Here is a 22,439-nt window from a genome sequence, read left to right as displayed (position 1 = left end):
GGTCTGGCGACATCCTCTCACCTCCCGCCGACAGGGGCCCGTGCCGTGCGCGCCGGGGCACGCCGAAAACCCGTGGTGGACTGTCGGATCAGCGACCTAGTCTTGATGGGTTATGCGCGACTTCCCACCACCCTTCTCTGCGTTCACCGAGGACGCCACGCACCGCCCTGACGCGCGCTCACCCCTCCGCCTGCTCTGGTGGATGGTCCGGCAGCAGGGCGACCTGATGCTGGCCGCCTCGGCCTTCAGCGTGCTCTGGATGCTGCCGACCGCACTGACCCCGTGGGTGTTCGGCCGTGCGGTCGACGAGGGCATCGTGGCCGGCGACGCGTCCCGCACCCTGGCCTGGACCGGCGTGCTCCTGCTGGTGACCTTCCTGGGGGCCGGCAGCGGCGTGTTCTACCACACGGTGGTCGTGCGGTCCTGGCTCGTGGCGCTCTACGGCACCACCATGCTCGTCGGGCAGAAGACCGTCCAGCTCGGTCACGTGCTGACCCGCCGCAGCCCCACCGGCGAGGTCCTGAGTGTCTCCGGCAGCGACGGGGACCAGTTCGGTGGCTTCATGGAGATCGTCTCGCGCGCGGTCGGCAACCTGGTGGCCTACCTCGTCGTCGCGGTCATCGTGCTGCAGATCTCGCCGCCGCTGGGGCTGGTCGTGCTGCTGGTGGCGCCGCTGCTCGTGCTCACCTCGACCCCGCTGCTGCGCCCGATGGGGCGCGCGCAGACACGGGAGCGTTCCCGCGACTCCGAGCTGACGTCCATGGCCACCGACATCGTGGCAGGGCTGCGCATCCTGCGCGGCATCGGCGGCGAGCGCATCTTCGGCAACAACTACGCCAGGCAGTCCCAGAGCGTGCGGGTGGCCGGGGTGCGCGCCGGTGGCTGGGCAGCCCTGGTCGAGGCCGTCGGGGTGCTCTTCTCCGGGTTGTTCATCGTGGCCCTGATGTGGCTCGGCGTCCGCGAGGTGCAGGAGGGACGGCTCTCCGTGGGGGAGCTGATCACCTTCCTCGGCTATGCGCTCTTCCTCGTCCAGCCGATCCGGGTGTTCTTCGAGTTCGCCCAGAAGGTCACTCGGGCGCTGGTCTCGGCCCGCAAGGCCGTCGCCGTGCTCGGCCAGCCTGAGCCGTGGCCCCCGGCGTCCTACCGGAGCGTGCCCGAGCGGGCCGAGCTCTACGACGCCCGGTCCGGGCTGCTGGTGCGACCCGGGCTGCTGACGATGGTCGTCAGCGGTGACCCGGAGGAGAGCGCGGCGCTGGCCGACCGGCTGGGCCGCTACCTCCCCGGCGGGGTCGACCCGGCGCCGCTCGACGGCGGTGACGACCTGTCCGGAAGGGCGGCGCGCAAGGCTCGCCGGGCGGCGGAGCAGCAACGGCGCGACCTGCTGGAGCGCGACTCCGCCCGGGCCGAGGAGCCCTGGGGGGTGCTGCTGGGCGGGGTGGACCTGCGTGACCTGCCGATCGAGCAGGTGCGGCGCACCATCCTGGTCAGCGACACCGGAGCCTATGTCTTCGGCGGCACCCTGCAGGAGGCGCTCGACCCGCACGGCCGGCTGAGCCGGCAGCAGGCCGAGGAGGCCATGCATGCCGCGTCGGCCGAGGACGTCTACGACGTGCTGCCAGGCGGCTGGCAGGGCGTGCTCGACGAGCGCGGCCGCGGGCTGTCCGGCGGCCAGCGGCAGCGTCTCGTGCTGGCCCGTGCGGTGGCGGCGGACCCCGAGGTGCTCGTGCTGGTGGAGCCGACCTCGGCGGTCGACGCCCACACGGAGGCGCGGATCGCCGAGCGGCTTCCGCGGGCCAGGCAGGGCCGCACGACCGTGGTCATGACGGCCTCGCCGCTGCTCCTGCACCACGCCGACGAGGTCGCCTTCGTCTCCGAGGGCCGAGTGGCGGCCGTCGGCACCCATGACGACCTCGTGGCCCGCTGCCCCAGCTACCGCCGGGTCGTCCTGCGCGGCGAGCAGGACGAGGGTGCGACGCCGGCCCGGGCGCACGGCATACGCACGACGACACCGCACGACTCCGCAGAGCGCGAAGGAAGGAGGACCCCATGACCACCGTCGACCAGATGGACGGCCCACCCGTGACCGGCGGGGTCCTCGGCGACTCCGCGGACACCTGGCGTGACCCGGGCACGCGCGAGCCGGCCGTGCCGGCCACGCTCGACGTGCCCACCGGGCTGGGCTGGCGGCAGCGCAACCGTGCGCTGTGGCAGCGGCACCACGTGCGCCGCCGCCGCGCCCAGGAGCACCTGGCCTCCTCGCAGAACCCCGAGCGGGGGCTGCCCGTCGCGCCACCGCGCACCGTGGTGACCTACGTGCGCGACCTGCTCGGCAGACGCAAGGGCCTGATGACACTGGTCATCCTCGCCAACGCGCTCGCGGCCGTCACCGGGCTGGCGGTGCCGCTGCTCCTCGGCGACCTCGTCGACGTCGCGGTGGACACCGAGGGCCAGGTGCCGCAGGACACCCTCACCCGCTTCGTGGTGCTGGTGACCCTGGTGCTGGTCGCGCAGGCCGTGACGACCTACCTGGCCAAGTGGCTGGCAGCGCGGCTCGGGCACGGCGTGCTCGCGGAGGCACGTGAGCACGTCATCCGCGCGGTGCTGCGGCTGCCGCTGGGCAAGGTCGAGAGCGCGAGCACCGGTGACCTGGTCACCCGCGTCACCCGTGACGTGGGGGCCATGAGCCAGAGCGTGCGCTGGGCGCTGCCCGAGTTCGTCATCGGCACCGTCACGGTGGTGCTGACCATCGTCGCGATGCTGTTCAACAGCTGGGTGCTCGCGGTGCCCACGCTCGTCATGGTGGCCCTCTCGGTGTTCCAGGTCCGCGCCTACCTGCGGGATGCTCCGGCGGCCTACCTGACCGAGGGTGCGACCTACTCCCGCATCAACACGACCCTCACCGAGACGGTCGAGGGCGCCCGCACGGTGGAGGCCTTCGGGCTGCAGCGGGAGCGGAGGCGGGTCTCCGACGAGGACATCGCGGTGTCCTCCCAGGCGGAGCGCTACGGCCTGACGCTGCGCAACGTGCTCTTCCTGGTGATGGACATGGCCTTCAGCCTGCCGCGGGTCATCACCCTGGGCGTCGGGGCCGTCGGCTACGTCCAGGGCTGGGTGAGCCTGGGGCAGCTGACCACGGCGATGCTCTACATCGAGACGTTCTACGGGCCGTTCGACCGGCTGGTCGGCACCATCGACGAGCTGCAGGTCGGGGTGGCGTCCACCACCCGGCTGCTGGGCATCGCCGAGGTGCCTCCGGACCGCACGCCGGGCGAGGAGCGGCCTCAGGGCCGGCGCCTCGTCGGTCGTGAGCTGCGCTACGCGTACCGCGAGGGCCAGGACGTGCTGCACGGCATCGACCTCGACCTGCGCACCGGGGAGCGGCTGGCCGTGGTCGGTCCCTCCGGGTCGGGCAAGTCGACGCTGGGCCGGCTGCTGTCGGGCATCCATGCCCCCCGCAGCGGGTCGGCCCAGGTCGGCGGTGTGGAGCTCACCGACCTGCCGCTCGACGTGCTGCGCACGGAGGTCGCCCTGGTGACGCAGGAGCACCACGTGTTCCGTGGCTCGGTGCGCGACAACGTCGTGCTGGCGCGGGACGGCTCGTCGGACGACGCCGTCGTCACCGCGCTGCAGACGGTCGACGCGTGGGGCTGGGTGTCCCAGCTGCCCGACGGCCTCGACACGCGCCTGGGGTCGGGCAACCAGCCGTTGACCCCGGCGCAGGCCCAGCAGATCGCGCTGGCCCGGCTCATCCTGGCCGACCCGCACACGCTCGTGCTGGACGAGGCGACGTCGCTGATCGACCCGCACACGGCCCGTCACCTCGAGGGGTCGATGAGCTCGCTGCTGACCGGCCGCACCGTGGTCGCGATCGCGCACCGGCTCCACACGGCGCACGACGCCGACCGGATCGCGGTCGTGCAGGACGGGCGGATCATCGAGCTCGGCAGCCACGACGAGCTGATGGACGCGGGTGGCGAGTACGCCGCACTGTGGCGGGCCTGGACGTCCTGACGTCCACACCCCACGGAGTGGCCCCGCACCGTGGATACTCCGTGGGGTGATCGCCGTCCTGCAGGGCTTCGCGCTGATCGCGGCGGTCGTCGCGGTCGGCTGGCTGCTCGCGCACACCGGCCTGTTCGCCGAGGCGGAGCAGCGGATGCTGGCCAAGCTCACCTTCTGGGTCGGCTCCCCGGCGCTGCTCTTCGTCATCATCGCCGACGCGGACGTGCGGGAGATCTTCTCCGGCTTCCTCGTGGCCACCTTCGCCGGGGTCGTGCTCACGACCGTGGTGTATGTCGTGACCGCGCGCCTGGTCTGGCGGCGGGGGCCCGGCCACCTGGTCATGGGGGCGATGAGCGCGTCCTACGTCAACTCCAACAACCTCGGGGTGCCCATCGCCGCCTACGTGCTCGGCGACGCCGCCATCGCTGCACCGATCCTGCTGCTGCAGCTGCTCCTGCTGCAGCCGGTGTGGCTGGCGGCGCTCGACCTCACCTCGGGGCGGCACACGGCCGGTTGGCGCAGGGCGCTGGGGCCGCTGACCAACCCGCTCACCATCGCGTCCGTCCTCGGTCTGGTCGTGGCGATCACCGGTGTCACCGTGCCGGCGCTCGTACTGGACCCGTTGGAGCTGCTGGCCGGGCTGGCGATCCCCGGGATGCTGCTCGCCTTCGGGGTCTCGCTGCGGCTCTCGCCGCTGCCGGGAGCCGACGGCACCGGGCCGGAGCTGGCTCTCATCGTCGCGGCCAAGCTGCTCGTGATGCCGCTGACCACTGCCCTCGTCGCGCGTCAGGTGCTCGGCCTGTCCGAGACCTGGGTCGTGGCCGCGACGGTGATGGCGGCCTTGCCGACCGCCCAGAACGTGTTCATCCTCGCGGTGACCTACGGACGCGGCGTCGCACAGTCGCGCGACGCCATCTTCCTGACGACGATGCTCTCGATGCCGGTCATCCTGGTGACGGTCTGGTGGGCCGGGGGCTGACGGGCGCGACGCCCACCACCACGACCTCACCGCCGTCGTCACCACCACCAGCGTCACCGGGCACCGCCACACCCGGCGGCCCCACCGGCCGGACCACAGGCACGTCCGGGGCCACCGACACGGCCGGGGTAGCGTGGAGCCATGCGGTTGAGCCAGTTCTGGGCGTTGATGGAGCAGGAGTTCGGGGGGCCCTACGGCCGCTCCGTGGCTGCCTCCCACGTCCTGCACGCCCTGGGGGACCGCACGGCCGCGGAGGCCATCGAGGCCGGTGTGCCCGTGCGCCAGGTCTGGACGGCCTTGTGCGACGACCTGCGCATCCCCGAGGAGCGCCGCCGGCTGGCGGACCAGGGCTCGCCTCGCCGCTGAGCCGGTCGCGGCGCAGGAGCTCGCCTGGCCAGGCTCCGACCGGGCGGCGGACGGACCAGATGAATGCCCAGGCGCTGCCCCCGGCGGGTCACACCAGCCCGCGCTCCGACAGGGCCTCCACGATCTGCACGGCGTTGAGGGCGGCGCCCTTGCGCAGGTTGTCGTTGCTGACGAAGAGCACCAGGCCCCGGCCGCCCGGGACCGACTGGTCGGTGCGGATGCGACCCACGAACGACGGGTCCGACCCTGCAGCCTGCAGCGGGGTCGGCACGTCGGACAGCTCCACCCCTGGGGCGTCGCGCAGAAGGTCGGTGGCCTGCTCCGGGGAGAGCGGGCGCTCGAACTCTGCGTGGATGGCCAGGCTGTGCCCGGAGAAGACCGGCACCCGCACGCAGGTGCCGGCGACGGCGAGGTCGGGCACCCCGAGGATCTTGCGCGACTCGTGGCGCAGCTTCTGCTCCTCGTTCGTCTCCCCGGAGCCGTCGTCGACGAGGTCGCCGGCGAGCGGGAGCACGTTGAAGGCGATCGGTGCCACGTAGACCTCGGGCTCGCCGAGCTCGACGGCGGCACCGTCGTGGGCGAGGCCCTCGAGGTCACCCGCCGCAGCCGTGCGGGTCTGGCCGGCCAGCTCTGCCACGCCGGCGAGCCCGGAGCCGGAGACCGCCTGGTAGGTCGCCACGACCAGGCGCTGGAGACCGGCGGCGTCGTGCAGCGGCTTGAGCACCGGCATCGCCGCCATGGTGGTGCAGTTGGGGTTGGCGACGATGCGGACGCCCTCGGCCGAGACCGCCTGGTCGAGCGCCTCGGGGTTGACCTCGCTCACGACCAGCGGCACCCGGTCGTCCATCCGCCAGGCCGAGGAGTTGTCGACGACGACCGCGCCTGCCGCCGCGAAGCGTGGTGCGTGCTCCCGGGCGGTGCCACCTCCGGCCGAGAAGACTGCCACGTCGATGCCGCTCAGGTCGGCGGTGGCCACGTCCTCGACCACGACCTGGCGGGGTGCGTCGGCATACGGCTGGCCGTCCCACTGCCCGTCCCAGGGCAGCCGGGTGCCGGCCGAGCGTGCCGAGGCGAAGTAGCGGATCGAGGCGACCGGCAGGTCGTGGTCGGCGAGCAGCCGTCGCAGGACCCGGCCGACCTGGCCGGTGGCCCCGACGACGGCCAGGTGCAGGGGTGCGCCGGCGCTCATCGGCCCGACCCCCCGTAGACGACGGCCTCCGCCTCGGCGTCGAGGTGGAAGGCGGTGTGCACGGCGCGCACCGCCTCCTCGAGGCGCTGCTGGTCGGTGATCACCGAGATCCGGATCTCGCTCGTGGAGATCATCTCGATGTTGACACCCGCGTCGGCCAGCGCCCCGAAGAGCCTCGCCGCCACATGGGGGTTGGACCGCAGGCCGGCACCGACGAGGGACAGCTTGCCGATGTGGCTCGTGTAGAGGACGTCGGCGAAGCCCATCTCGTGCTGCAGCGCGCGGACGGCAGCCACGGCGCGGACGCCGTCCTCCTCGGGGATGGTGAAGGAGATGTCGGAGGTGCCCTGGTGTGACGTGCTGACGTTCTGCACGATCATGTCGATCGACACGTCGACGGCGGCCACCGCGCCCACCACCTTGGCGGCGGCGCCGGGCCGGTCGGGGATGCCGACGGCAGTGACCTTGCCCAGCGACTTGTCGTGGGCGATGCCGGAGATGAGGGGGTCTTCCATGGTGTCCTCCAGGGCAGAGGTGAGCGGGCGGCCGACCAGGATCCAGGTGCCCTCCTGGTCGGAGAACGAGGACCGGACGTGGATCGGCACCGTGAACCGGCGCGCGTACTCCACGGCGCGCAGGTGCAGGATCTTGGCCCCGTGGGCGGCCATCTCGAGGGTCTCCTCGATGGTGATGCGGGTGACCCTCGCGGCGGAGGGCACGATGCGGGGGTCGGCGGTGTACAGGCCGTCGACGTCGGTGTAGATCTCGCACACGTCGGCGTCGAGCGCTGCCGCCAGGGCCACGGCGGTGGTGTCCGAGCCGCCGCGGCCGAGGGTGGTGACGTCCTCCTCCTCGGAGATCCCCTGGAAGCCGGCCACGATCGCCACCCCGCCGCCGCGCAGGGTCGCCCGCACGCGGTCGGGGGTGACGTCCAGCAGGCGGGCGCGGCCGTGCGAGCTGTCGGTGCGCATGCCGGCCTGCTCGCCGGTGAAGGAGCGCGCCGGCACACCGAGGTGCTCGATCGCCATGGCCAGCAGCGCCATCGAGATCCGCTCGCCGGCGGTCAGGAGCATGTCCATCTCGCGCTCCGGCGGTGGGCCGGGGCTGATCTCGGTGGCCAGGTCGAGCAGCTCGTCCGTCGTGTCACCCATGGCGGAGACCACCACGGCCACGTCGTGGCCCGCGCGGTGGGTGTCGACGATCCGCTGGGCGACGCGGCGGATCGCGGCGACGTCGGAGACCGACGAGCCGCCGTACTTCTGGACGAGCAGAGCCATGGGGACGAGGTCTCCGACGGTCGGGGGCAGGAGCGAGCGGGTATGCAGCAGCGCGGGCAGCCGACACCGCTGTCGGACCCGCGCGTATGGCGGTTCAGTGTAGGGGTGGATGCCTGACGTCACGTAAACCGGTGGTGACCGGTGGGGACTGTCGGCGCTGCGGCATACAGTGCCGGTGTGGACGAGGCGTTGGTCGAGGCGCGCGGCCTGCGCAAGGAGTTCGGCGACTTCACCGCCGTCGACGGGATCGACGTGACGGTCCACCGCGGGGAGGCGTTCGGCTTCCTCGGGCCCAACGGGGCGGGCAAGTCCTCGACGATGCGCATGGTCGCGGCCGTGTCGCCGCCGAGCGGGGGCACGCTGCGGCTGTTCGGCCTCGACCCGGCCACCGACGGTCCCTCGATCCGGGCTCGGCTGGGCGTCGTGCCGCAGCGGGACACCCTCGACGAGGAGCTGACGGTCGCCGAGAACATCCGCATCTACGGGCGCTACTTCGGGCTGAGCCGCGCCGAGGTGCGCCGACGGGCCGCCGAGCTGCTCGACTTCGCCCAGCTCAGCGAGCGTGCCGACTCGCGGGTCGAGCCGCTGTCGGGGGGCATGAAGCGCCGGCTCACCATCGCGCGCTCGCTGGTGAACAACCCCGAGATGCTGCTCCTCGACGAGCCGACGACCGGGCTGGACCCGCAGGCGCGGCACGTGCTGTGGGACCGGCTGTTCCGGCTCAAGCGCTCAGGGGTGACCCTCGTGCTCACCACCCACTACATGGACGAGGCGGAGCAGCTGTGTGACCGGCTCGTGGTGATGGACCACGGCGCCATCGTCGCCGAGGGCTCACCGCGTGAGCTCATCCAGCGGCACGCCACCCGTGAGGTCCTCGAGCTGCGGTTCGTCGAGGACGACCTCTCGGGGCATGCCGCCGCCGTCGACGGAGTGGGGGAGCGCGTCGAGGTGCTGCCCGACCGGCTGCTGGTCTACGCCGCCGACGGGGACGAGGCCGCTGCCGAGGTGCACCGGCGCGGGGTGCGGCCGCTGTCCTCGCTGGTGCGTCGGGCCACCCTCGAGGACGTCTTCCTGCATCTGACCGGCCGGACGTTGGTCGACTGATGGCGACCGTGGGCCGAGGGATGCCGAGTGCCCGGTGGGCACCGGCCTTCGAGATGTGGTGGCTGCTCTACCTGCGCACCTGGAAGGGCAACCTGATCAGCCGGTTCCTGCTGCCGGTGCTGTTCCTGGTCTCCATGGGGGTGGTCCTGGGAGACCTTGTCGACGAGCGGACCGGTGGGGTCGGTGGCGTGCCGTACCTGCAGTTCGTCGTGCCCGGCATCCTGGCCGCGCAGGCCATGTGGAGCGCGATGAGCGAGTCGACCTACTCCGTCACCGGGGCGATCCGCTGGAACATGGGCTACCACGCCATGCTCGCCACGCCGTTGGGGGTCGGGGACGTGCTGCTCGGCCACCTGCTCTACGTCACGGTGTCGGTGAGCATGGCCACGGTGGTGTTCGTGCTGGTCGGTGCCCTGTTCGGGGCCTGGGTCTCGTGGTGGGTGGTCGCCGCCGTCCCGGTCGTCGTGCTGACCGGCATGGCGTTCAGCGTGCCGTGCTTCGCCCTCTCCGCGATGCTCCGCGACAACGTCGAGCTCGGCTACACCGTGCTCTTCCGGTTCGTCATGACGCCCCTGTTCCTCTTCTCCGGCACGTTCTTCCCGGTCGACCAGCTGCCCGCGGTGCTGCAGCCGGTCGCCTGGGTCACGCCCCTGTGGCACGGGGTGGAGGTGTCGCGCGACCTGGCCCTGGGCGCCCCGGACTGGGGCGCCGTCGCCCTGCACACGGCATACCTCGTGCTCCTGGTGATGCTGTCGTCGGTGTGGGCGCTGCGGGCCTTCCGCAGGAGGCTGGTCGTATGACGTCGGGTGCCGGCCGGCCGGCGCCCTCGACGGGGACGACGCCGCGCGCCGTGTCGGTGGTGGCACGGGCCCTGCCCGTCCCGGCCGGCGCCGGCATGGCCCGCATCCTGGTCGAACGCAACGTCCTGGCGTTCCGGCGCGGCTGGGTCCTGCTGCTGTCGGGCTTCGTGGAGCCGGTGTTCTACCTGTTCAGCCTCGGCATCGGCCTCGGTGCCCTCCTGCAGACCGTGACCACCGACGCGGGTGAGCAGGTGCCGTACGCCGTGTTCGTCGCGCCCGCGCTGCTGGCCGCCTCGGCCATGAACGGTGCCATCTTCGACTCCACGTTCAACGTGTTCTTCAAGCTGAAGTTCGCCCGGCTCTACGACTCCGTGCTGGCGACCCCGCTCGGTCCGCGCGACGTCGCGGTCGGTGAGATCACCTGGGCCCTGATGCGCGGCACGCTCTACTCGACGGCGTTCCTGCTCGTCGCGGCGGCCGCGGGTGTCGTGACCTCCTGGTGGGCGCTGCTGGCGCTGCCCGGGGCGGTGCTCATCGGCTTCGCCTTCGCCGCCGTCGGCATGTGGGCGACGACCTACATGCGCTCCTGGACCGACTTCGACTACGTCACGCTGGCCATCCAGCCCCTCTTCCTCTTCTCGGCGACCTTCTACCCGCTGGCGGCCTACCCCGATGCGGTCCGTGCGGTCGTGGCGTGGACGCCGCTCTACCACGGCGTCGCCCTGGAACGCGCCCTGATGCTGGGTGACGTCGGCCCGGGACTGCTCGTCCACGTGGCCTACCTCGTGGTGATGGGTCTCGTCGGCGTGCTCGGCGCGGCGCGACGCATCGAACGGCTCCTGCTCTCATGAGAGCCGTCTCACCCCACCGACCCCCGCTGCGTGGTGGGATGGGCAGATGGAGGTGACAGCAGAGACGATCTCCGGACTGGTGACCGCGCTCGGCGTCGGCCTGCTCATCGGCCTGGAGCGGGAACGTCGCAAGCGCGACGGTGTCGACCGGGCGGCCGGGGTGCGCACCTTCTCCTTCATCACCCTCGCCGGCGCCCTGGCCTACCTGCTGGGTGACATCCCGCTGCTCACCACCGGGCTGGCGGTCGGGGTGCTGGCCGTCGTCAGCTACCTGCGCACCGCGGAGGACGACCCGGGTCTCACCAGCGAGATCGCGATCCTGATCAGCTTCCTGCTCGGTGTGCTGGCGATGGAGGAGCCGGCCCTCGCCGCCGGCCTGGGTGTGGTCGTCGCCGTGCTGCTGGCCCTCCGGGGCAGGTTGCACCGGTTCAGCCGTGAGGTGCTCAGCACCGACGAGGTCCACGACCTGCTCCTGCTGGCCGGCGCCGCCCTGGTGGTGCTGCCCCTGCTGCCCGACCGCACCGTCGACCCGTGGGGGGTGCTCAACCCCTCGGCGGTGTGGAGGTTCGTCGTGCTGGTCATGGGTGTCGGCGCCGCAGGGCATGTCGCGCTGCGGATGGTCGGTGCCCGGCGCGGCCTGCCGCTGGCCGGCTTCTTCGCCGGGTTCGCGTCCTCGACGGCCGCGGTGGCCGGCTTCGGGCAGCAGTCCAAGGAGGCACCGGCGCTCCTGCGCCCCGCCGTCGCCGCCGCCCTGCTGGCCAACCTCGCCTCGCTGCTGCTCTTCGTCGCCGTGGTCGGCGCCGGCGCGCCCGAGCTCCTCGCCGAGGCGTGGCCCACGCTGCTCGGCGCCTGCGTCGTGCTCCTGGGTGCCGCCCTGGTCGGGCTGTTCAGGCTGGCCGGGACGGACCGTCACGGCAGCCAGGGCGGTGTCCCCGAGCACGCCTTCAAGGTGAGCCACGCCCTGGCGCTGGGGGCGGTGATCACGGTGGTGCTGCTCCTTTCCGGGTGGCTGCAGGAGCTCGTGGGGGACGGGGGTGCGCTGGCGGCGGCAGCGCTCGCCGCCATGGTGGAGCTGCACGGAGCGGCGGCGACGGTGACCCAGCTGGCCGCGACCGGCAGCCTCTCGGTGAGCAGTGCGAGCTGGGGGCTCGTGGCCCTCCTGGCCGCGAGCAGCGTGGTGAAGTCCGTGCTGGCGTTCACCGCCGGGGGGCGGCGCTTCGGCCTGGGGGTCACCGCGGGGCTGATGGCGATGGTGCTGGCCGCCGCTGCGCTCACTGTCGTCTGACGGCAGCTCAGACCTGCTGCAGCGGGCGGTGCGGCGCCGCCGGCAGGCGCACCGTGATCGGCCGGCCGGCAGCGACCGGCCCTGATGTCGTGACGACGGCCATGACCCCCACCCGGCGCACGACCGCACCGTCGGCGTCGCGGCCCACGGCCAGGCGCAGCAGCCCGGGGCGGAGGTCGTCGATCTGCCGGCACGGGTTGCGCAGGCCGGTGACGCGGACCGTGGCCGTGCCGCCCAGGGTGAGGTGGGTGCCCTCCGGCAGGTCGCGCAGCCGTATGCCGGAAGTCAGCACGTTCTCTCCGAGGTCGCCGGGCCCGAGCGCGAAGCCGTGGGCGGCGGCCTCCAGCAGGAACTCCTCGTCGAGCAGGTGGACCTGGCGCAGGTTCGGCCGCTCGGGGTGCCGGCGGCGGGGGTGCAGGTGCTGCACGGTGGTGCCCGCGTGGGCGTCACCGTCCACCCCGTGCCCCGCCACCAGCCGGATCTCGGCCCGCGGCTGCTTGCTGAAGCGGTGGCGGTCGTCCCTGCTGACCGCACGGACCAGGCCGGCACGGAAGACCGTCGGCCGGTCGGCGGACGAGGAGGCAGCGGACGGCATACCCCATCGTGGCACGCGGACGCCGGGTCGACGCGTAGTCTCGGGGCCGTGGATGACGAAGACCGCATCGCCCTGTTCCTCGACTACGAGAACCTCGCCCTGGGGGCGCGGGACCACCTCGGCAACCCCTTCGACCTTCGGCCGGTGAGCGACGCCCTCGCCGAGCGCGGGCGGGTCGTGGTCCGCCGGGCGTACGCCGACTGGTCCTACTTCGACGAGGACCGCCGCATGCTCACCCGCTCGCACGTCGAGCTCATCGAGATGCCCCAGCGGATGGGCGCGTCCCGCAAGAACGCCGCCGACATCAAGATGGCCGTCGACGCCATCGAGCTCGCCTTCGTGCGCGACTACATCTCGACGTTCGTCATCTGCACCGGGGACAGTGACTTCACCCCGCTCGTGCACAAGCTGCGGGAGCTCAACAAGCGCGTCATCGGCTTCGGGGTGCGGGACTCGACCTCGGCCATGCTGCCGCCCGCCTGCGACGAGTTCCTGTTCTACGACGACCTGGAGGGCGTGGAGCCCGCCACCGAGGCCGCGCGCAAGCGCAGTGCCGCCTCCGGCCGGGGCCGCAAGGGACGTGGCGGGGACGACAAGGCTGCCGCGGCTCGCCAGGGACAGAGCGAGAGCCCCGCCGCGCAGGTCGTCGAGCAGCCGGTGGTGCCCGAGGAGGCGGAGGAGCCCCCTCGCGAGCAGCAGGACATCGCGGTGCTGGTGGCGCAGACGGTCGCAGGCCTGCAGCAGTCCTCCGGTGGGGCGGTGACCGCGTCCGTGCTCAAGCGCACCCTGCTGCGCAAGGACCCCACGTTCACCGAGACCACCCACGGGTTCCGGGCCTTCGGGGAGCTCCTGGAGCACCTGTCGACCAGAGGGGTCATCGAGCTCGCGACGGGACCGGCCAAGGGGGACCCGGAGATCCTGCTGCCCGAGGTGGGGGACCGGTCGCACGCGTTCGGGCTGCTGCGCGACGTGGTGGCCGACCTGGCCGCGGACGGTGACCCGGTGGGCCTGTCGGGCCTGAAGAACCAGGTGCGCCTGGCCCAGCCGGGGTTCAGCGAGAAGAAGCTGGGCTACCGCTCCTTCCTGCAGTTCTGCAAGGCAGCCCAGGCCGAGGGCGCCGTCGAGCTGGACTGGAGCGACGAGGACGACGACTACCTCCTGACGGTGCACGACGACTGACGCGGCGTGTCGCCGCTGCCCTCAGCGTGTCGTACACACTTTCGACCTAGGGTGGTCCACAGGTGCTGCTGGAGCGGGCTCGTCGTCCACACCTCACCGTGGTCGCAGTGGTCTGTCGGTGGCGGCACCTAGCGTCTGACTGGCAAGGGATGAGGCGCCTCCGCGGAGGGGTCGACACCAGGGTCGGTCGAAGGTAGGCGCGCCCACCCACGTCAGTGAAGGAGCAGCAGATGGCACAGTCAAGCAAGGTCACCGCGATCGGCGGCGACAAGTTCAAGGCCCTCGACACGGTCATGGCGCAGATCGAGAAGGCGCACGGCAAGGGCTCGGTCATGCGTCTGGGGGACGACGTCCGCCCCCCGATCGCGGTCATCCCGACCGGTTCCATCGCGCTGGACGTGGCCCTCGGCATCGGCGGCCTGCCGCGCGGCCGGGTGGTGGAGATCTACGGCCCGGAGAGCAGCGGTAAGACCACGGTGGCCCTGCACGCGGTCGCCAGCGCCCAGAAGGCCGGCGGCATCGCGGCCTTCATCGACGCCGAGCACGCGCTGGACCCGGAGTACGCCAAGAAGCTCGGGGTCGACACGGACGCGCTGCTGGTCAGCCAGCCCGACACGGGCGAGCAGGCCCTCGAGATCGCCGATATGCTGATCCGTTCCGGAGCCCTGGACATCATCGTCATCGACTCCGTCGCAGCCCTGGTGCCCCGCGCCGAGATCGAGGGCGAGATGGGGGACAGCCACGTCGGTCTCCAGGCGCGGCTGATGTCGCAGGCGCTGCGCAAGATCACCGGCGCGTTGAGCAACACCAACACGACGGCGATCTTCATCAACCAGCTCCGCGAGAAGATCGGCGTGATGTTCGGCAGCCCCGAGACGACGACCGGCGGCAAGGCGCTGAAGTTCTACGCCTCGGTGCGCATCGACGTCCGCCGCATCGAGACCCTGAAGGACGGCTCCGACCCTGTCGGCAACCGGACCCGGGCCAAGATCGTGAAGAACAAGGTGTCGCCGCCGTTCAAGCAGGCGGAGTTCGACATCCTCTACGGTCACGGCATCTCCCGGGAGGGTGGCCTGATCGACATGGGCGTCGAGCACGGCTTCGTCCGCAAGGCCGGTGCCTGGTACACCTACGAGGGGGAGCAGCTCGGGCAGGGCAAGGAGAACGCCCGTGCCTTCCTCATGGACAACCCCGACATGTCCGAGGAGATCGAGCGCCTCATCAAGGAGAAGCTCGGGGTCGGGCCGCGGCGCGACGAGGTGCCCGCAGGAGTCGACCCCGAGACCGGTGAGGTCTCGGTCAACTTCTGAGCCCGATGGCCTTCCCGACCCCAGACACCCCAGACACGTCCGATACCCCAGATACGTCCGACACCCCGGACGCCCGTCGGCTCGCCGCCGCACGGGAGGCCCTGGCCGCCGCCGAGCGTGCGGCCAGGGCTCCTGGTGGCGGCAGTGCTGAGGACCTGCCGGCGACCGAGGGTCCCGGCATCGCGCCGGCGAGGTCGCGCTCCCGGTCTGCAGCGGCCACGGAGGGCTCGGACGCCGGTGCGGGTGCGGCGGCTGCCGACCCCGAGCAGCTGGCCCGGCAGATCGTGCTGCGCCAGCTCTCCGTGGGCCCGCGCACCCGCAAGCAGCTCGCCGACAAGCTACGTGGGCGCGGCTGTGAGGAAGAGGTGGCGCAGCGCGTCCTGGACCGGATGACCGAGGTCGGTCTGGTCGACGACGAGAGCTATGCGGAGATGTTCGTCCGCTCACGCCGCGAGACGAAGGGCCTGGCGACTCCGGCGCTGCGGCACGAGCTGCGCCAGAAGGGTGTCCCCGACGAGGTCGCCGAACGCGTCCTTCAGGAGGTGCAGCCCGAGCACGAGCGGGCCAGCGCCGAGGCGCTGGTCGCCAGGCGGTTGCGGACCATGCACGGCCTGGACCGGGAGGTGCAGACCCGCCGGCTGGCCGGGTTCCTGGCCCGCAAGGGGTACTCCGCCGGTCTGTCCTACGAGGTCATCCGCGACGCGTTGCTGCAGGCCGAGGAGCACCGTCGCGACTGAGCTGCGGACGGACTGAGTCGCGGAGGGACCGAGCCTCTGGAGGAGGGTGGCTCATTCGCCGGGACGGACGATGCTCTTGACCGTGCCCGGGGCGCGGGTGCTGCGCAGAGCCTCCTCCACCTGGGCGAGGCCGAAGCGGCCCGTGACGAGCTCGTCCAGGGAGATGGCGCCGCCGGCGGCCAGAGCGATGGCGGCGGGGTAGGTGTTGGCGTAGCGGAACGTGCCCGTGAGGACGATCTCGCGGTGCTGCAGCAGGCTCAGTGGCACGGCCACCTCGTCACTGCCCATGCCGACCAGCACCACCGTGCCGGCGGGGCGCACCGCGTGCAGGGCCGTCAGGACCGACGATGCCGCCCCCGAGCACTCGATGGCCGCGTCCACCTCGAGCCCGGTGAGCGTGCCGGCGCCGGCGGTGACGTCCACGGTGCGGGTCGCCCCGCAGGCGCCTGCCATCGCCAGTCGCTCGGGCGAGATGTCGGTGCAGACGACCTCCGTCGCGCCCTGGGCGCGGGCCACCTGCACGGTGAGCAGGCCGACCGGGCCGGCCCCGCAGACCAGCACCCTGCTGCCCACGCCGACCGCCGCCTTGCGACAGGCCCACACCCCGACGGACAGCGGCTCGACGAGCGCGGCCGCGTCGTCGGAGAGGTGGTCGGGCACCGGGTGGGCGAAGTCGGCCGGCACGGTGACGAGCTCGGCGAAGGCGCCGTCGACCGGGGGCGTCGCCATGAACCGCACGTCCGGGCACAGGTTGTAGCGACCGTGCTTGCACTGGTCGCAGCGGCGACAGGGGACACCCGGCTCGACCGCCACGCGCTGGCCGACGCGGGCCGCGTCGACCCCCGCCCCCACGGCGGTGACGACGCCGGAGGCCTCGTGCCCCAGCACCAGCGGCCCGCGCACCACATACGGGCCGATCCGCCCGTGGTCGTAGTAGTGGACGTCCGAGCCACAGATGCCGACCGAGCCGACCCGCACGAGCACCTCGTCAGCGGCCGGCTCCGGCTCGGGCCGCTCGACGAGCGAGACCGCACCCGGAGCCGTCAGCACGCTGACGCGCACGGTCAGTCCTCGACGTCCTGGTCGTCGCTCTCGGTGTAGTGCATCGCGGCCTGCTCGGGTGACTGGCGCCGGCCCCGCGGGAGCTCCTCGGCGTACGCCTCGCTCTCGGAGTCGGACTCGGCGCCGCCGTCCGGCGCGACGAGGCGACCCACGTCGTAGGCACCGTCGCCCACGAAGTCACGCTCGGCGGGGATCGCGTCCGGGTCGTCGCCACCGGCCATCTCCGGCTCGTCCAGACCGCTCTCGTTGTCGGGGGCTCCGTAGGCCGTGTCGGGGTCGGGCACCTCCTGCCGGATCCGCTGCTCGATGGTCTCCTCCTGGGCCTGCTCGTCCGCGGTGACCCCGAAGGCCAGCGAGCCGCGCAGCCGGTCCGGGGCGTCGTAGCCCGCCTCGACGGGGTCCTCACCCGGGATGAGGGTGTCCTCCGGCTGCAGCTGGTCCTCGTCGTCCACGCTGTAGGTCGTCAGGTCGTCGCTCATGGACTCACGGCCGGGCTGGTCGCTCATCTGCCATCACTCCTTCGTCGCGTCCTGCCGAGCCTAACCCCGAGGGCTACGGTGTGCGGGTGGCCGGGACGGAGAGGACGCCGTGGTGAGTGTGCCGGTGCTCCTCGCGATGGCCCTCGCCCTGCTGGTCGGCTCGGCCCTGCAGCGCATCGCGGGCATGGGGATGGGCATGGTGGTGGCTCCGTCCCTGACCGTGCTCCTCGGGGCCGCGACGGGTGTCGCGGCGAGCAACGTCGCGGCGGTGCTCACCGCCCTGCTCATCCTGGTCGTCCTGCGCGGCGACGTGGACTGGGGGCGCTTCGCCGGGATCGCCCCTCTGATGGTGGTCGGCTCCGTCGTCGGGGCGCTGGTCATCCTGGTGCTGGACGCCTCCTGGCTCGACGTGCTCGTCGGCAGCACGATGCTGCTGGCGCTGGCGTGGTCGATGACCGTCGGACCCCGCGTCAGGGTCCACGGCACGGGTGCGGCGCTCACCGCAGGGGCGGCGGGTGGCTTCATGAACGCCACGGCCGGCATCGCGGGCCCTGCCATGACCGTCTACGCGCTCGCCACCGACTGGGGCCAGCGGTCCTTCGCGGCCACGCTGCAGCCCATCTTCCTGCTGGCCAACCTGGCTGCGCTGGTGAGCAAGGCCGCCGTGGGAGCCATCCCGCTCGACGCCGGGCTGCCGTGGGCCGCCTGGCTGCTCGTCGCAGTGAGCGTGCCCGTCGGGGTGCTGCTGGGCGGTGTCGCCTCGCGCTGGGTCGGCCTGCGCGCCGCCCGGCGCGCCGCGGTCACCATCGCCGTCGTCGGTGCCGTGATCACCCTGGGCCGAGGCCTCGGCGGTCTGTGACACCCGACCTCCCGGTTACCCTGGGAGGCGCGATGGACACGGCGACTGCGACCCCGAAGACCTATGACGTGCGCACCCACGGGTGCCAGATGAACGTCCACGACTCCGAGCGACTCTCCGGCCTGCTGGAGACGGCAGGCTACGTCGACCTGTCCGGCCTGCCCGTGGACCGACGGCCCGAGCACGCCGACGTGGTCGTCTTCAACACCTGTGCCGTCCGGGAGAACGCCGCCAACAAGCTCTACGGCAACCTGGGCCAGCTGCGTCCGGCCAAGCTCGCGAACCCGGACATGCAGATCGCCGTCGGCGGCTGCCTGGCGCAGAAGGACCGTTCGACCATCGTCGAGCGCGCCCCGTGGGTCGACGTCGTGTTCGGCACCCACAACATCGGCTCCCTGCCCGCCCTCCTCGACCGCGCCCGGCACAACGAGGCGGCCGAGGTCGAGATCCTGGAGGCGCTGGAGACCTTCCCCTCCACCTTGCCGACCCGGCGGGACTCCGCCTACAGCGGCTGGGTCTCGATCAGCGTGGGCTGCAACAACACCTGCACGTTCTGCATCGTGCCCGCCCTGCGTGGCAAGGAGCGGGACCGCCGACCGGGAGAGATCCTCGCCGAGGTCGAGGCGCTCGTGGCCCAGGGTGTCGTGGAGGTCACGCTGCTGGGGCAGAACGTCAACACCTACGGCGTCGAGTTCGGCGACCGGCTGGCCTTCGGCAAGCTGCTGCGTGCGTGTGGCGAGGTCGAGGGGCTGGAGCGGGTGCGCTTCACCAGCCCGCACCCGGCAGCCTTCACCGAGGACGTCATCACCGCGATGGCCGAGACCCCCAACGTCATGCCCAGCCTGCACATGCCCCTGCAGTCCGGGTCGGACAAGGTGCTCAAGGACATGCGCCGGTCCTACCGCAGTGCACGGTTCCTGCGGATCATCGACCAGGTCAGGGAGCAGATCCCCGACGCGGCCGTGACCACCGACATCATCGTCGGGTTCCCGGGGGAGACCGAGCAGGACTTCCAGGACACGCTCGACGTGGTGCGCGCCAGCCGCTTCTCCAGCGCGTTCACGTTCCAGTACTCCATCCGCCCCGGCACCCCGGCCGCGGAGATGGACCACCAGGTGCCCAAGGCCGTGGTCCAGGAGAGGTTCGAGCGGCTCGTCGCCCTGCAGGAGGAGGTCTCCTGGGCCGAGAACCGCACCCAGGAGGGTCGCGAGCTCGAGGTGCTCGTGGCGCCCGGTGAGGGACGCAAGGATGCCGAGACCCAGCGACTGTCGGGGCGGGCCAGGGACAACCGGCTGGTCCACTTCGCGGTGCCCGAGGGCGCCGAGGTGCCGCGGCCCGGTGACATGGTCACCGTTGCCGTCACCTACGGTGCCCCGCACCATCTCGTCGCTGACTCCGGGCTCGAGGGCGGGGTGTATGCCGTGCGCCGCACCGCCGGGGGCCACGCCTGGGAGGCGCTGCAGGGAGGCGACGCACCGGCCGGGTCCGCCAAGCCCGCCGTCAGCCTGGGGATGCCGTCGGTCGGCCGACCGGCCGCAGCTCCGGTCGCCGCACCTGCCTGCGCGGTCGCACCGTGACCCCGACACCACGACCGACCGCGACGCCGGGACGGACGTCGGGACGATGACCGGGGGACGGGTGGGGGTGTTTGCCTACGGGTCCCTGGTCGACGCGTCGAGCGCGGCCCGCACCCTGGGACGGCCGGTCAGGCAGCCCCGGCCCGCTCGGCTCGTCGGCTGGCGTCGCCGTTTCTCCACCGCGCGGGACAACGTGCGGTCCGAGAAGACCTTCGCCCGGGAGCACGACGGCTGGGTGCCGCCTGCCGTGCTGGTGCTCAACGTCGAGCCCGCGACGGGTGGGGGCGCGGAGCCGCCCAACGGCGTGGTCATCCCCGTCACGTCCGAGGAGCTGGCGCTGCTGGACCGGCGCGAGCTGCGCTACGCACGGGTGGAGGTCACGACGTGCGTGGACGAGGTGGCCTCGGACGTCGACCACGTGTTCACGTATGTCGCCGACGAGGAGCACCGGGCGGTCGAGCCGCCCGAGGGGGCGGTGGTGCTGCAGGCGTACGCCCAGGCCGTGGAGGACGCGTTCGCGTCCTGGGGGGATGAGCATCTGGACACCTACCGCAGCACGACGCTGCCCTACCCGGCACCGCTCATGGCCGGGCGGCTGGTGCGTGACCGCATCCCCTCCGGCAACCCTCGAGGCTGGTAGCCCGAGCGTCGGGGTGCTGCGTCAGGTCCTGGGCGGGCGGGGGAAGAAGTAGGCGGTGCGCTGCATGTACTCCTGGAACGCGGGACGCTGCGACATCGACTTCTCGAGCAGCCTGGCCCCGGAGACGTTGCGCAGGAAGTGCGTCATCGCCAGCGGAGCGATGACGGTCCACGCCGTGCCCCAGGTCGCGGCGGAGAGCGCGATGAGCCACAGACCCCACCACACGCAGGCGTCGCCGAAGTAGTTGGGGTGACGGGTCCAGGCCCACAGCCCCTGGTCCATCACCTTGCCCTTGTTGTCCGGGTCGGCCTTGAAACGGGCGAGCTGGGCGTCGCCGACCGCCTCGAAGAACAGCCCGGTGGCCCAGACGGCGACGCCGAGCAGCAGCACGACCCACCACAGCCCCTCGGTCGCGTCCGCCGCCGCGGAGGCCTGCAGCGGCATCGAGATGACCCACTGCAGCAGGCCCTGGACGCCGAACACGCGCAGCGCGGCCTCGAGGGGTCCCTTCTCACCGTAGAGCTCGGTGTAGCGCGGGTCCTCGCCCTTGCCCTGGGAGCGCCGGTAGATGTGCCAGGACAGGCGCAGGCCCCACACCGCGACGAGGGCGGCCAGGAGCACGCGACGGGTGAGGTCACCCGACCCCGCGGCCAGGGCCACGACACCGACGACCACGAAGCCGGCGCCCCAGACGACGTCGACCACCGCGAGCTTGCCGACCTTGCGGGACCACACCCAGGTCAGAGCCTGCATGAGGGCGAGGGCGAGCAGGCTGAGCCCGCTGACGAACAGGAAGCCGGACCAGTCCATCAGGACTCCTTCACGGCGGACCAGGTGGTCGGCCGGGCGTTGGGAAGGCCGCTGGGGCCCTCGTCGTGGCGGCGGACCAGGAGGATCTGGTCGACGCCCATGCGGCCCTGCTCGAAGGTGAGGGCGCCGCCGGCGAGGTAGAGCTCCCAGACGCGGCAGACCTCCTCGCCGACCAGCTGCACCAGGTGGTCGCGGCGCTGCCGGAAGCGCTCCTCCCAGGCACGCACGGTCCACACGTAGTGCTCCCGCAGCGCGTGCACGTCGCGGACCTCCAGGCCGCCCTTCTCCAGCAGCTGCACGGTGGCCCCGAGCGGGCGCATGCTCATGTCGGGGGCGATGAAGGACTCGATGAAGGGCCCCCCGCCGGGGTTCTTGCCCGGGCGGGACATCTGCTGCACGAGGACCCGCGCCCCGGGGGCGGCGAGACGGTGCAGCGTCGCGGCATACGTCGGGTAGTTGACGTCGCCGACGTGCTCGCCCATCTCGATGGAGGTGACCGCGTCGAAGCCGGTCTCCGGCACCTCCCGGTAGTCCTGCAGGCGGATCTCCACCAGGTCGGCGACGCCCAGCTCGGCGGCGCGCTTCTGCACGAACGCCTGCTGCTCGCGCGAGATGGTGACACCCAGCACCTGGGCTCCGTAGACGCGCGCCGCGTGCAGCGACAGGGAGCCCCAGCCGCAGCCGACGTCGACCAGGCGCATGCCACGGCGCTGGTCCAGGCCGACCTTGCGGCAGACGAGGTCCAGCTTGTCGCGCTGGGCGTCCTCCAACGTGTACGCCGGGGTCTCACCGCCACGCACGAGGTCGACCGAGGGGTCGGTGACGTAGGCGCAGGAGTAGGCCATCTGCTCGTCGAGGATGGTCTCGTAGAAGTCGTTGGACAGGTCGTAGTGGTGGCTGATCGCCGAGCGGTCCCGGCGCAGGGAGTGCAGCCTCCCGCCGAGCCTGGCCTGGGAGGCCGGCGGCTCGGGACGGGCGCCCAGCACGCCGAGGTCCTTGGCTGCCTTCGCCCCCCGGGCGAGCAGCGCCGGCGTAGGGCGCAGCGAGGTGACGCCCCGCTCCGCGAGGATGCGCCGCACCTCGCGCAGCCCGTCGCCCAGGTCGCCCTCGACCTCGACCTCGCCGGTGACGAAGGCCTGGGCCGCGCCCAGCTCGCCGGGGTGCCACAGCAGGCGACGCAGGGCGTTGGGGGAGGTGATGCGCACGCGCGGTGCGTCGACGGGTCCGGCGCTGCTGCCGTCCCACGCGGTGACGTGGCACGGCAGAGATCCGCCGGTGAGGGGGCTGACGAGGTCGGCGAGGGTTGATGCGACGGTCACGCGGCTCAGGGTATGCGGT

At 72.3% G+C, this 22,439-nt stretch carries 21 protein-coding genes; 14 read left to right on the top strand and 7 right to left on the bottom strand.

What is annotated here, in order from left to right; genetic code table 11:
• Window positions 1–112 precede the first annotated feature (112 nt).
• The 4 genes from LVO85_RS00495 to LVO85_RS00480 all read left to right on the top strand — a co-directional run bounded on the left by LVO85_RS00495 (window position 113) and on the right by LVO85_RS00480 (window position 5,347).
• Window positions 113–2,050, top strand: coding sequence for an ABC transporter transmembrane domain-containing protein (locus LVO85_RS00495; RefSeq protein ID WP_232745406.1), 1,938 nt, complete (start codon window positions 113–115; stop codon window positions 2,048–2,050).
• Window positions 2,047–4,011, top strand: a complete 1,965-nt coding sequence (locus LVO85_RS00490; protein WP_232745405.1) for an ABC transporter ATP-binding protein — start codon at window positions 2,047–2,049, stop codon at window positions 4,009–4,011. The genes LVO85_RS00495 and LVO85_RS00490 overlap by 4 nt, the downstream gene beginning before the upstream one ends.
• 46 nt (window positions 4,012–4,057) lie before the next feature.
• Complete coding sequence (locus LVO85_RS00485) at window positions 4,058–4,981, top strand: AEC family transporter (protein WP_232745404.1); 924 nt, start codon at window positions 4,058–4,060, stop codon at window positions 4,979–4,981.
• A 141-nt stretch (window positions 4,982–5,122) separates the two neighbouring features.
• Window positions 5,123–5,347, top strand: a complete 225-nt coding sequence (locus tag LVO85_RS00480) for a DUF3046 domain-containing protein (RefSeq protein ID WP_232745403.1) — start codon at window positions 5,123–5,125, stop codon at window positions 5,345–5,347.
• An 88-nt stretch (window positions 5,348–5,435) separates the two neighbouring features.
• On the opposite strand, the gene LVO85_RS00475 is transcribed toward LVO85_RS00480, so the two are convergent.
• Window positions 5,436–6,536 carry an aspartate-semialdehyde dehydrogenase gene (locus LVO85_RS00475; protein ID WP_232745400.1) on the bottom strand — a complete coding sequence of 367 codons (1,101 nt, stop codon included), beginning with the start codon at window positions 6,534–6,536 and terminating at the stop codon, window positions 5,436–5,438.
• Window positions 6,533–7,813: an aspartate kinase gene (locus tag LVO85_RS00470; RefSeq protein ID WP_232745398.1), complete on the bottom strand. Its 1,281-nt coding sequence runs from the start codon at window positions 7,811–7,813 to the stop codon at window positions 6,533–6,535. Before LVO85_RS00470 ends, LVO85_RS00475 begins: the two co-directional genes overlap by 4 nt.
• 177 nt (window positions 7,814–7,990) lie before the next feature.
• Here LVO85_RS00470 and LVO85_RS00465 point away from each other — a divergent pair, with 177 nt between their 5' ends.
• The 4 genes from LVO85_RS00465 to LVO85_RS00450 are packed head-to-tail and all read left to right on the top strand — an operon-like array spanning window position 7,991 to window position 11,853.
• A complete protein-coding gene (locus tag LVO85_RS00465) occupies window positions 7,991–8,917 on the top strand; it encodes an ABC transporter ATP-binding protein (RefSeq protein ID WP_232745396.1) in 927 nt (308 codons plus the stop codon).
• On the top strand, window positions 8,917–9,717 hold the full coding sequence (locus LVO85_RS00460; RefSeq protein ID WP_232745395.1) for an ABC transporter permease: 801 nt from the start codon (window positions 8,917–8,919) through the stop codon (window positions 9,715–9,717). The genes LVO85_RS00465 and LVO85_RS00460 overlap by 1 nt, the downstream gene beginning before the upstream one ends.
• On the top strand, window positions 9,714–10,568 hold the full coding sequence (locus LVO85_RS00455) for an ABC transporter permease (protein WP_232745393.1): 855 nt from the start codon (window positions 9,714–9,716) through the stop codon (window positions 10,566–10,568). The genes LVO85_RS00460 and LVO85_RS00455 overlap by 4 nt, the downstream gene beginning before the upstream one ends.
• Before the next feature lie 46 nt (window positions 10,569–10,614).
• A complete protein-coding gene (locus tag LVO85_RS00450) occupies window positions 10,615–11,853 on the top strand; it encodes an MgtC/SapB family protein (protein ID WP_232745390.1) in 1,239 nt (412 codons plus the stop codon).
• Between the two features lie 7 nt (window positions 11,854–11,860).
• Here LVO85_RS00450 and LVO85_RS00445 read toward each other — a convergent pair whose 3' ends face one another.
• Window positions 11,861–12,448 (bottom strand): MOSC domain-containing protein, encoded by a 588-nt coding sequence (locus LVO85_RS00445; protein ID WP_232745385.1) that lies wholly within the window; start codon window positions 12,446–12,448, stop codon window positions 11,861–11,863.
• A gap of 48 nt (window positions 12,449–12,496) precedes the next feature.
• Here LVO85_RS00445 and LVO85_RS00440 point away from each other — a divergent pair, with 48 nt between their 5' ends.
• From LVO85_RS00440 to LVO85_RS00430, 3 genes are all read left to right on the top strand, one after another.
• A complete protein-coding gene (locus LVO85_RS00440; RefSeq protein WP_232745384.1) occupies window positions 12,497–13,627 on the top strand; it encodes an NYN domain-containing protein in 1,131 nt (376 codons plus the stop codon).
• A gap of 230 nt (window positions 13,628–13,857) precedes the next feature.
• The gene (gene recA, locus LVO85_RS00435; protein ID WP_232745380.1) at window positions 13,858–14,937 is read left to right on the top strand and encodes a recombinase RecA; all 1,080 of its coding nucleotides are present in this window, start codon (window positions 13,858–13,860) and stop codon (window positions 14,935–14,937) included.
• A gap of 5 nt (window positions 14,938–14,942) precedes the next feature.
• Complete coding sequence (locus LVO85_RS00430) at window positions 14,943–15,674, top strand: regulatory protein RecX (protein WP_232745377.1); 732 nt, start codon at window positions 14,943–14,945, stop codon at window positions 15,672–15,674.
• A gap of 51 nt (window positions 15,675–15,725) precedes the next feature.
• Here LVO85_RS00430 and LVO85_RS00425 read toward each other — a convergent pair whose 3' ends face one another.
• Together LVO85_RS00425 and LVO85_RS00420 are read right to left on the bottom strand one after the other, a co-directional pair.
• A complete protein-coding gene (locus tag LVO85_RS00425; RefSeq protein ID WP_408637656.1) occupies window positions 15,726–16,736 on the bottom strand; it encodes an NAD(P)-dependent alcohol dehydrogenase in 1,011 nt (336 codons plus the stop codon).
• Between the two features lie 2 nt (window positions 16,737–16,738).
• Window positions 16,739–17,242, bottom strand: a complete 504-nt coding sequence (locus LVO85_RS00420; protein ID WP_232745376.1) for a DUF5709 domain-containing protein — start codon at window positions 17,240–17,242, stop codon at window positions 16,739–16,741.
• Between the two features lie 85 nt (window positions 17,243–17,327).
• Between LVO85_RS00420 and LVO85_RS00415 the strand changes: the two genes are divergently transcribed.
• From LVO85_RS00415 to LVO85_RS00405, 3 genes are read left to right on the top strand one after another with little or no spacing between them, the layout of a single operon-like run.
• Window positions 17,328–18,074 (top strand): sulfite exporter TauE/SafE family protein, encoded by a 747-nt coding sequence (locus tag LVO85_RS00415; protein WP_232745375.1) that lies wholly within the window; start codon window positions 17,328–17,330, stop codon window positions 18,072–18,074.
• A gap of 32 nt (window positions 18,075–18,106) precedes the next feature.
• Window positions 18,107–19,651 (top strand): tRNA (N6-isopentenyl adenosine(37)-C2)-methylthiotransferase MiaB, encoded by a 1,545-nt coding sequence (gene miaB, locus LVO85_RS00410; protein ID WP_232745374.1) that lies wholly within the window; start codon window positions 18,107–18,109, stop codon window positions 19,649–19,651.
• Between the two features lie 46 nt (window positions 19,652–19,697).
• Window positions 19,698–20,291 (top strand): gamma-glutamylcyclotransferase family protein, encoded by a 594-nt coding sequence (locus tag LVO85_RS00405; RefSeq protein ID WP_232745373.1) that lies wholly within the window; start codon window positions 19,698–19,700, stop codon window positions 20,289–20,291.
• A gap of 21 nt (window positions 20,292–20,312) precedes the next feature.
• On the opposite strand, the gene LVO85_RS00400 is transcribed toward LVO85_RS00405, so the two are convergent.
• Both LVO85_RS00400 and LVO85_RS00395 read right to left on the bottom strand, forming a co-directional pair.
• Entirely contained in the window at window positions 20,313–21,101 is a 789-nt protein-coding gene (locus LVO85_RS00400) for a DUF1295 domain-containing protein (protein ID WP_232745372.1), read from the bottom strand.
• Entirely contained in the window at window positions 21,101–22,420 is a 1,320-nt protein-coding gene (locus LVO85_RS00395; RefSeq protein WP_232745365.1) for a class I SAM-dependent methyltransferase, read from the bottom strand. The genes LVO85_RS00400 and LVO85_RS00395 overlap by 1 nt, the downstream gene beginning before the upstream one ends.
• Window positions 22,421–22,439 lie beyond the last annotated feature (19 nt).

It is taken from the genome of Ornithinimicrobium sediminis, assembly GCF_021272345.1.
Taxonomy (GTDB): domain Bacteria; phylum Actinomycetota; class Actinomycetes; order Actinomycetales; family Dermatophilaceae; genus Ornithinicoccus; species Ornithinicoccus sediminis_B.
This window is presented reverse-complemented; position numbering and strand designations above follow the sequence as displayed.